The sequence below is a fragment of the Microcystis sp. M169S2 genome, from assembly GCF_020245865.1.
In the GTDB taxonomy this organism is placed as follows: domain Bacteria; phylum Cyanobacteriota; class Cyanobacteriia; order Cyanobacteriales; family Microcystaceae; genus Microcystis; species Microcystis ichthyoblabe_A.
In genome coordinates this window covers 1-9,099 of record NZ_JADBUB010000228.1, presented here as the reverse complement: position 1 = coordinate 9,099, position 9,099 = coordinate 1, and the positions used below count along the sequence as shown (strand labels likewise).

Below are 9,099 nucleotides of genomic sequence, written 5' to 3'. Positions count from 1 at the left end.
CGACCATTGGAGGGATCGGGGGTAAAATTCAGGTACTTTTTCCCTGAAAATTAGGTAACTGACTACCTCAAAATCGGTAAAACCCTACACCCCACACCCCACACCCCACACCCTGCCCCCACCAACAAACTTTTTCAGCAAACCCTAGATAGCTGATGGCAAAAAAACAAAACTAATAGTTAGTAACTAAAAAAAAGATGTATCTACTTGACAAAATAAAAAACGGAAGCTTGGTATTGATTGGTTACTTATTATCGCCCCTGTGTTGGTGGAACGATCTAATTTTTAATCTGCCGATCGCCTACGGTTTCGGTCGTTTAATTGCTTGCTTACACGCCGATTTTTTTCTACCAGCGGCCATGGTTGGTTATTGGTTATCTAATCTTGTGGGAATTCTGCTAATGCAATTCGGGACGAAAGAATTAATCGGTGGAGAGAAAGAAGAACGCAATTGGCAAAAAGAATTAAGAAATGGATTACTTTCCTCGACAGTTTATACTTTAGTAATCCTAGCTTTGCTGCATTTTCAGGTTTTAGAAATGCCCCTGTTATCCTCGATCGCCACTTTTTCCCCGTGATTCCCAAAACCTACTTAAACAATAGCTTATTTTTCTTAGCCATCTTGTTAACATCGCTAAGTTTTACGGATTTAGCGATCGCTATTGACCAGCATCCCCAAGGATTTGCTTGGGAAAAATCGCTGCTGCTATCTATTCATCAAACTGCTAATTCAAACCTAAACTTTTTGGTCATAAAACTAACGGGATTAGGCACTTATTGGGGAGTGGCCCCGATACTAACAATTTCACTGCTGATTTTTGCCCTAAAAAAATACTGGTATGGGTTCGCTTATCTCCTTGTGACCATGGCGGGAGGTTGGGCAATTAGTTATAATCTCAAGATTCTTTTTCATCGAAACCGCCCGCAATTTTGGCAGTTATTTTATCCCTTACCCGATGATTTTGCCTTCCCTAGCGGTCATGCTTTATTTAGTTCCCTATTAGTGGTTTCTTTACTGATCCTATCTTGGAGAAAGCGCTGGTTTTTAGGGGTAGTTTTACTGGGGATACCCTTCCTCTTAGTTATTGCTTGGACCCGTCTTTATTTAGGAGTTCACTTTCCTAGCGATATCTTTGCCTCTTGGCTTTTAGCGATCGCTTGGTCCCTCCTAGTTCATCTCTGGTGGCAACAGTTATTAGAGACACCCAAGGCGATCAACACCCAAGAGGAAACTAATAATTAGTTGATCGACTTGCTGCCCAAAAAAAATATCACGTTATACCTAAATTTTTGGAGAAAGCTAATCAAAGCCCTATAGTAATTATCGTTTGATATTCGTCGCTGACACTGAATCATGAAACCAAAACTGCGTCAAGGGAAGGGTCTATCCCTGGGACGGTTTCAAAGCCGTCCCCTTACTTTTTTCACTTTAGTTCTTCTGTGCATTTTAACCTTTACCTTAGCCCCGTCATCGCCCCTGATGGCCACGTCTAAATCTGAGACTAAGATAGACTTTGTATCGCCGGCGTGGGTAGCACAAAATCTCAACGATCCGAAGTTAAAAATTCTCGATGTGCGGATTAATCCTTTGGAATATATCACCGGTCATTTACCGAAAGCGGTGAATATAGCCGACAATAATTTTCGTGGTCCAAACGGATTTTTGCCGGTTCAATATTGGCAAGAGGATAAAATTGGCAGTCTCTTTGCCGCCGCGGGAATCACTAATGGCGATCGAGTGGTAGTATATTCCGATGGTCGCGATGTCTTGGGGGCAACCATGGTCGCCTATTTACTAGAGCGATCGGGTTTCCGAGATGTGGCGGTCTTAGATGGCGGGTTTAAGGGTTATAAGGGTTCTGAACAAAAGGTAACTAAAGAATTCCCTAAATATCAACCCGGGAGCTTTACTGTCCGTGATAATCCCTCGATTCGGGTAACTTTAGCAGAAGTAGAGAAATTGATCGGCAAACCCGATGTGGTTTTTATCGATCCTAGACCGGAAGAACTTTTTCAGGGGAAACAGGATATCTGGCTGAGAAATGGTCATATTCCGGGGGCGAAAAATATACCCTGGCCGACCTTTACGGAAGCGAATAATCCGGATGAATCCCTGAAAAATCCCCATAAATTGAAATCTTTAGACGAAATCAGGAAGATTCTTGCCCAACGCAACATCAAGCCCTCGGATAATATTATCGTCAGTTGCAGTACTGGACGGGAAGCAACTTTACAGTATATCGTCCTCAAACATCTGCTCGGTTATCCCAAGGTGCGAATTTACGAAGGTTCTTGGACAGAGTACAGTACCACAGATCTGCCCGTCGCTACTGGGCCAGAAAAAGCGGTCTAAAGTCAAGTTTCTCGGTTTATACTCGTTGTGTTTAACCATCTTGCCCAAGATGGTTTTTTTGTTAGGGTAGGTTCCCGACGACGACTAAGTGAGGGTTTGCTGAATAAATCTAAAAATCTTGTTGGATAAGGTTTTTAGACTTTTTTTCTCTCAAAAATTGCCGACCATTGGAGTGATTGGGGGGAAAATTCAGGTACTTTTTCCCTGAAAATTAGGTAGTTGACCACCTGAAAATCGATAAAACCCCACTTCCCCACACCCCACACCCCACACCCCACACCCCACACCCTGCCACCACCGAAAAACTTTTTCAGCAAGCCCTAAGTTAGACGGACGCAAAAAAACCTCGGCGCTCATCCCGAGGTGAATTTAGGAGATTTGAGCTTATGTTGACGTGAAGTTGACGGGAATTAGCTAAGGGCGTTGATCACATAATCAATGTAGGAATTAGCTTCTACAGCAGCATCCCCACTTAATCCGTGATTGGTTTTGATGTATTTTAAGGCTTCGATATACCAGCTAGGAGATAGTTCAAAGGCACTATTAATTTCACTCAAACCGGCGACCAGATATTCATCGATCGGGCCCGTACCGCCCACCACGAGGGCATAGGTGATAATTCGGATATAGTAGCCGATATCGCGAACGCACTTGGATTTCCCCCGCTCATCGTAGGCATAGTTCGGCCCCTGGAGTTGGGTGGTGTAGGGAAATTTTTGATAGACAGCGTTGGCTGCTTCTTGGGCTAAACTGGGGGCTTTTTGGGCGAGGATTTTTACCGCTTCTAGGGTGATGGCGGCCTGACGGAAACGACCGAAGGCCACTTGTAATTCAGCACTGCTGAGAAAACGGCCTTGGGAATCGGCAGTAGCTACCGCTTCGGTTAAAGGTGTCTTGGTCATCGATGGAATTGCTCCTACAAAAGTTTAATCGGATTGAGATAAGAAAGTCACAGCATCAGGAAACTGCCGCCGCCGCTCGATCGAAGTAAGAAGCGACTTCTGCTAGTAAAGAACTGCAATCCCCGCGAGTGATCCCGTTGGGATCGGCCGCTAGGGCAAGGGAAGCGTCTTTGAGCTTGAGAATTCCGGCCGCAACAGAAGCTCCCGGAACTCCCAGGGCGACGTAGGTTTCCCGGAGACCGTTCAAGGCGCGATCATCGAGGATGCTGGCATCGCCGGTGAAGGTGGCATAGGTAACGTAGCGCAGGATAATTTCCAAATCCCGCAAGCAGGCGGCCGCACGACGGTTTGTATAGGCGTTGCCACCGGGGGCAACTAAAACGGGCTGTTCTGAAAACAAACTACGCGCCGCATCGGTAACGATCGCAGAAGAATTACTGGAAAGACGATTGACCACATCCACGCGTTTATTACCATCTTTGACGAAGGCAATTAGGGCATTGACTTGATTCTCGCTCAGGTATTCCCCCCGGGTATCGGCCTGGGAAACGACTTTGGCAAAGGCATCTAACACCATAGTTTTCATCTCCTATAATGATGATTGGTTTCGGCAAAATATCGAGGTGAATTTTCTGGCTTTTCTTTATTTTTTCGATAAAGTATCTAGGAGTTGTTTTCTTGGGACTATACTATCGTCCTTGAAAAAAATTTACTCTCCCTTGGCCAGATTTTTTTGTATATCGAGGAACAATTTTTTTAAATTGAATTTAGCCTTGATAGGCACTTCCAGACATACTTCGTTTTTGCCATGAATTATTTTATAGACCATATTTCTACCTTTATTTATTAAAAATTGTTTCTTAAAAAAGCAGCAAAAAAATAATTTTTTAGGATAAATCTCAGAAAACTCTCTTAAATGTGTAACCCTATACTAAGAAAAAGTATCGCTCTTTTCATCTCTCTAATAATTCGTTTAAGTTATTTAAAGAAATGTGCTTTTATATACTAATAATAATTAACTAGATTAAGAGAAATTTCCCAAGACAACTTTGCCGATTGTGCTTCGATATACAAAAAAAGTGGCAAGGCAAAAAAATCGACAGGGATAATCCCCGCCGACGTTGTGATCAGAGGTGCCAACACCAGCATTTTGCAGTGTACTCCGACTTAAAAAGTATTGTAAAACATCTTAAATACATATATAATCAAAAATAGCCAACAAGTATAAAGCAAGTGGGATTATGCCGATCGCAAGAGACATCACCCAATTGGTAGGAAGGACTCCCCTAGTCCAACTGAATCGAATCCCAGTGGCAGAGGGAGTAAAAGCCCGCATCGTCGTCAAACTGGAAAGTATGAACCCCGCCGCCTCGGTTAAAGATCGCATCGGGGTCAGTATGGTGGAGGACGCGGAAGCCGCCGGACTAATTCACCCCGATAAAACAATTCTGGTGGAACCCACTTCCGGCAATACCGGCATCGCCCTGGCCATGGTAGCGGCGGCTAAAGGCTATCGCTTAGTCCTGACTATGCCCGAAACCATGAGTTTAGAACGACGGGCGATGTTAAAAGCTTACGGAGCGCAATTAGAATTAACCCCGGGTAGCCAAGGCATGAAAGGAGCGATCGCCCGGGCCGAGGAAATAGTCGAAAACACCCCCAACGCCTATAGTTTGCAACAGTTCCGCAACCCGGCCAACCCGAAAATTCACCGAGAAACCACCGCCGAGGAAATCTGGGCCGATACCGATGGCCTGGTAGATATCGTTATCGGTGGCGTGGGAACCGGGGGAACCATTACCGGTATTGCCGAAACCATTAAACCCCGTCGTCCCCAATTTCAAGCGATCGCAGTTGAACCCTCTAATAGTCCCGTCTTATCGGGAGGACCACCCGGACCGCACAAAATCCAAGGCATCGGGGCCGGTTTTATCCCGGCAATTTTCCGACCGGAATTAATCGATGAGGTGATTGTCGTCGATGATACAGAGGCTTTCGCCTACGCACGACGGTTAGCTCGTCAGGAGGGACTACTATCGGGCATTTCGGCTGGGGCCGCTTTATGGGCGGCAATTCAGGTGGGCAAAAGACCCGAAAACGAAGATAAATTAATCGTCATGATTCAGCCTAGTTTTGGGGAACGTTACCTCAGCACGGCCCTGTTTAAAGACCTCGAAGATATCGACTAATAGGACAATAAATTGATGGAATTTGCAACGAGGGCAATTCATGGGGGGCAAGAACCAGACTCTAGCCATGGGGCGGTAACGGTTCCCATTTATTCCACTTCCACCTGTATGGCATAGAACGAGTTAGTTAGGACGCTTTCAATTTTCAAACTCTTATCGGTCAAGGGTTTCAGCGATTGATTGTCCTAACCACCCCGCTCTTTGCTATAACACCGGCTTTACTAGGATTATCGATTGGGATCGAGAATAGGAACGATTTAAAGCGGGATATGGAAAAGGCTTTGATTGGTTAGGCGAAGTTTTCATCTCATTTGATGGGTTAAGCAATGTTTTTTGACTCGGAAGATTGGCAAACGATTATTTTTCGGCTGAGTATGGCTATGGCCGTCGGCTGTCTGATTGGTTATAACCGACAGCGAGGCGGTCGTCCCGCTGGATTGAGAACTTTTATCATCGTTAGTCTCGGAGCTGCCATGTTCGTGATGATTCCCCTACAAGCGGAAGGAGATGTGGGTTATGCGTCTTCTAATGCTCTCAGTCGCACTATTCAAGGGGTCGCTTCTGGTGTCGGTTTTTTAGGGGCGGGAATCATCCTACAACAATCCCATCGGGAACTAAATAAGGTACAAGTGAAAGGTTTGACTTCGGCGGCGACTATCTGGTTAGCGGCAGGATTAGGCGCGGCTTCTGGCTGCGGTTTATGGCAGATGGTTCTCGTGGGAACTTTTTTCACTCTCTCCACCCTCAGTGGCATTAAACGACTGAAGAAAAAACAACCTTTAGCCAAATATATTAAGGGTCGGAAGAAAATATCTCGGATCAATCAAGAAATAGACTCATCGGATAATTCAGCGTCTCATTAATAAAAAAAGCAATAAAAATTAATTTTTTATTAAGAGAGCAAAAGCTTTTCTATAATAACTTTTGGCTCAAAAAACTTATATTTTGTCTGCAATTTATTGATTAAAAAAACATAATAAATTTTTTATAAAATTGTCTATATATAAACAACATATAAATATTTTATATGATAACATTTAGAAAGAGTAACTATTTTTTCTAAACAGGAGAAAATCAAATCATGATCAACCGAAATAAGAGCTTTCAAAGCCTAAAAAATCAAGGTTTCCGGCTGCTGATTTTCCTTTTAACTGTCACTTTGCTCCTCGGGGGAAGGGGAAATGCGATCGCCTTGCCACTACTCCCCGAACCGTTGGCCGTCATCGACCGTGCAACAGCAACGGGTGGCCCTGTGGTGGAACCAGTCAAGAAAAAAAATGAGGTTTCTAGCCCAAAAATTCTGGAAGATGCCCAAATTGCCTATGAAAAAGCCATCCAAGCGGCAAAATCGGCTATCGATGACCTAAATGCTCAACTGGCCGCTCCTTCTCTCGACAAGAAGATTATCGAAGCTCAACAGGACAACCTAGAGGACTTAGCGGACAATATTGACGATCTAGGGGAAAAAGTGAGTAAATTTACGAAAAAATTGACCAAATCCGGGGCTAAACTCAGTGAAACCCTGCAAAACAACCTTATTACCCTAGAAAATAGCCTTGTTAATACCTCCGAGACGATCGATATCTTAGCCGACGACACCGAACGACTCAAAGACAGTGCTTCCCCTTTCCTGAAAACTCGCGTAGAAAAGACCATCGACGCGGTTAAACAGACTCTACAGGAAAGCGATCGAGCTTGGCAAGAACTGATCTCCTCGGCCACAACGGAACTGGAGAAGACTAGCACCCCGAAATAAATAGGGCTTGTAAGGGCATAAAATCGGTCTTTTTTGGGGTAATTATCGTTTTTACCCCAAAATCATCAAATCCGATCTCTAATAGCTATATCCCGTCTCCTGTCTCCTGTCTCGGAGTCTCGACTAGGAAATTAATTTTGCACGACTACTTACCAATCATGACGCTTACCTATCAACCACCAACCCCCCATCGCTGGCACTTTGATAATCGGGCGATTTTGCCCCTTAGAAACCCTAATTTCTGGAAAATCGAGAGTGGAGTCGTAAAAACCTCCACCTGGTTAGAAGATGGAACCCTGATCGTCTTGGGATTGTGGGGACCTGGCAATTTTGTTGGCAAAACCCTAGAGAGAGTCAACCCCTATCAAGTTGAGTGCATCACTCCTGTGCAAGCAGTTTCCTTTTCCGCACTTGAGAGTTATCAAATGGCAGAAATTCTGCTGTCTCATCTTCAGCAAGCACAAGAACTAAGTATTATTCGTAGCTACAAACGTACTGATGTTATGGTTGTGAAATTACTGTCATGGTTAGGCAATCAATTTGGTAAACAAACCGGTACCGGACAATTAATTGATGTGCGTTTAACTCATCAGGATATCGCTGACTTATTAGGGACCACCAGAGTTACAATTACCCGCGCACTTAATCATCTTGAACAACAAGGGGCCGTGGAACGTCTTCCCGTCCATCGTCTTCTTTTACGAGAGGAGGACATCTGGCACTACGAGATTTAGAATGGGAAGGATTATCTCTTTTTTCAATCTATGAATTGGTTAGTAACCCTTTTAATTACTAGCGTGACGAGTTTTGTGGCCACAAATCTTGATGATCTGATGGTGCTAATGTTGTTTTTCTCGCGACTTAATGCTAATTTTCGACCTCGACACCTGATTGTTGGTCAATACCTCGGTTTTACCCTGATTCTCCTAGCTAGTTCCCTCGGTTTACTATTTGGGTTACTGGTTTCTAAAGAATGGATTGGTCTATTAGGATTTATCCCTCTAATTATCGGCATTAAACAACTTTTGTCAAGGGAAAATGAGGATTATATTCAAGAAGTAAGAGAAGATGTTAATTATTCTAAAAATCGCTCCTTTATTCCTCGTTTTCCCTCCCAAACCTATTACGTTGCTGCCGTGACCGTGGCTAACGGCGGTGATAATATTGGTATCTATACCTCTCTTTTTGCCAATAATTCCCCGATGCACGTCTTAATTATCATGATAGTTTTTTATCTCATGATGGGGATTTGGTGCCTCCTAGCCTATTTTTTAATTACCCATCCCAGGATAGCTAAAGTGGTTACAAACTACGGACATAAAATTAGTCCTTTTATCTATATTTTTCTAGGTATTTATATATTAGTTGACAGCCGATCCTATCGTTTATTTTTAACCTATTAACCAAGAATGCCTAAAAATTCTCTTTCAGCTAGACCAAGTAATACTAAATCCTCTTGAAAAGTTATAAAAGGATTTGGTCTGAGAATTAAAAAACAACCCTATCCCAAGAAGATGACCGCGGCCTTAAGTGCCAACGCACGGGTTGGTAAGGTGGTTTTCGTCATGGATTATCAGATTTAAACGGGCGATCGGAGGTATGTATGATAAAACGCGAGTTTGAATCGATGAGTCGCGAAGAATTACGAGCCTATATTCTCGAACATAGAGAGGACGAAAGGGCCTTTCAAATTTATCTCGATCGGGTGACGGCCGAACCAGGAGAAATTGATCCCGCACCGCGTTCGATCGAGGATTTGGTAATGATTTGGTAGTAGTGGCGTAGCCCTCTTGCTTACCTGGTATGAATTGTGTAAAATATTTATTAATAAAAATAATTGGAACCCGATCAGTCTTTAAACCTCTAGCTTGATCATGACTTTTCTGATAAATATCTTTT

11 protein-coding genes are annotated in these 9,099 nt (G+C 43.6%); 9 read left to right on the top strand and 2 right to left on the bottom strand.

Translation table 11 applies throughout. The features are described from left to right. Positions 1–197 precede the first annotated feature (197 nt). From IM485_RS20715 to IM485_RS20705, 3 genes are all read left to right on the top strand, one after another. Entirely contained in the window at positions 198–578 is a 381-nt protein-coding gene (locus IM485_RS20715) for a DUF7980 family protein (protein WP_104395619.1), read from the top strand. Then, complete coding sequence (locus IM485_RS20710) at positions 575–1,243, top strand: phosphatase PAP2 family protein (RefSeq protein WP_287745319.1); 669 nt, start codon at positions 575–577, stop codon at positions 1,241–1,243. Before IM485_RS20715 ends, IM485_RS20710 begins: the two co-directional genes overlap by 4 nt. A gap of 111 nt (positions 1,244–1,354) precedes the next feature. Further along, positions 1,355–2,353 (top strand): sulfurtransferase, encoded by a 999-nt coding sequence (locus tag IM485_RS20705; RefSeq protein ID WP_104395621.1) that lies wholly within the window; start codon positions 1,355–1,357, stop codon positions 2,351–2,353. 410 nt (positions 2,354–2,763) lie between these two features. On the opposite strand, the gene cpcA is transcribed toward IM485_RS20705, so the two are convergent. Both cpcA and cpcB read right to left on the bottom strand, forming a co-directional pair. Next, entirely contained in the window at positions 2,764–3,255 is a 492-nt protein-coding gene (gene cpcA, locus IM485_RS20695) for a C-phycocyanin subunit alpha (protein ID WP_002732914.1), read from the bottom strand. Between the two features lie 55 nt (positions 3,256–3,310). Next, positions 3,311–3,829, bottom strand: coding sequence for a C-phycocyanin subunit beta (gene cpcB / locus IM485_RS20690; RefSeq protein WP_002733930.1), 519 nt, complete (start codon positions 3,827–3,829; stop codon positions 3,311–3,313). Positions 3,830–4,496: 667 nt separating this feature from the next. On the opposite strand from cpcB, the gene cysK reads away from it, so the two are divergent. From cysK to IM485_RS20660, 6 genes are all read left to right on the top strand, one after another. After that, positions 4,497–5,444 carry a cysteine synthase A gene (gene cysK / locus IM485_RS20685; RefSeq protein ID WP_287659471.1) on the top strand — a complete coding sequence of 316 codons (948 nt, stop codon included), beginning with the start codon at positions 4,497–4,499 and terminating at the stop codon, positions 5,442–5,444. Between the two features lie 326 nt (positions 5,445–5,770). After that, a complete protein-coding gene (locus tag IM485_RS20680) occupies positions 5,771–6,307 on the top strand; it encodes an MgtC/SapB family protein (RefSeq protein ID WP_002793801.1) in 537 nt (178 codons plus the stop codon). Between the two features lie 218 nt (positions 6,308–6,525). Further along, the gene (locus IM485_RS20675) at positions 6,526–7,200 is read left to right on the top strand and encodes a hypothetical protein (RefSeq protein ID WP_287745317.1); all 675 of its coding nucleotides are present in this window, start codon (positions 6,526–6,528) and stop codon (positions 7,198–7,200) included. Between the two features lie 158 nt (positions 7,201–7,358). Beyond that, positions 7,359–7,934 carry a Crp/Fnr family transcriptional regulator gene (locus IM485_RS20670; protein WP_104398117.1) on the top strand — a complete coding sequence of 192 codons (576 nt, stop codon included), beginning with the start codon at positions 7,359–7,361 and terminating at the stop codon, positions 7,932–7,934. 30 nt (positions 7,935–7,964) lie between these two features. Continuing rightward, positions 7,965–8,603 carry a cadmium resistance transporter gene (locus IM485_RS20665; RefSeq protein ID WP_104398116.1) on the top strand — a complete coding sequence of 213 codons (639 nt, stop codon included), beginning with the start codon at positions 7,965–7,967 and terminating at the stop codon, positions 8,601–8,603. A 200-nt stretch (positions 8,604–8,803) separates the two neighbouring features. Next, complete coding sequence (locus IM485_RS20660; protein WP_287745314.1) at positions 8,804–8,974, top strand: DUF6887 family protein; 171 nt, start codon at positions 8,804–8,806, stop codon at positions 8,972–8,974. Positions 8,975–9,099: the final 125 nt, after the last annotated feature.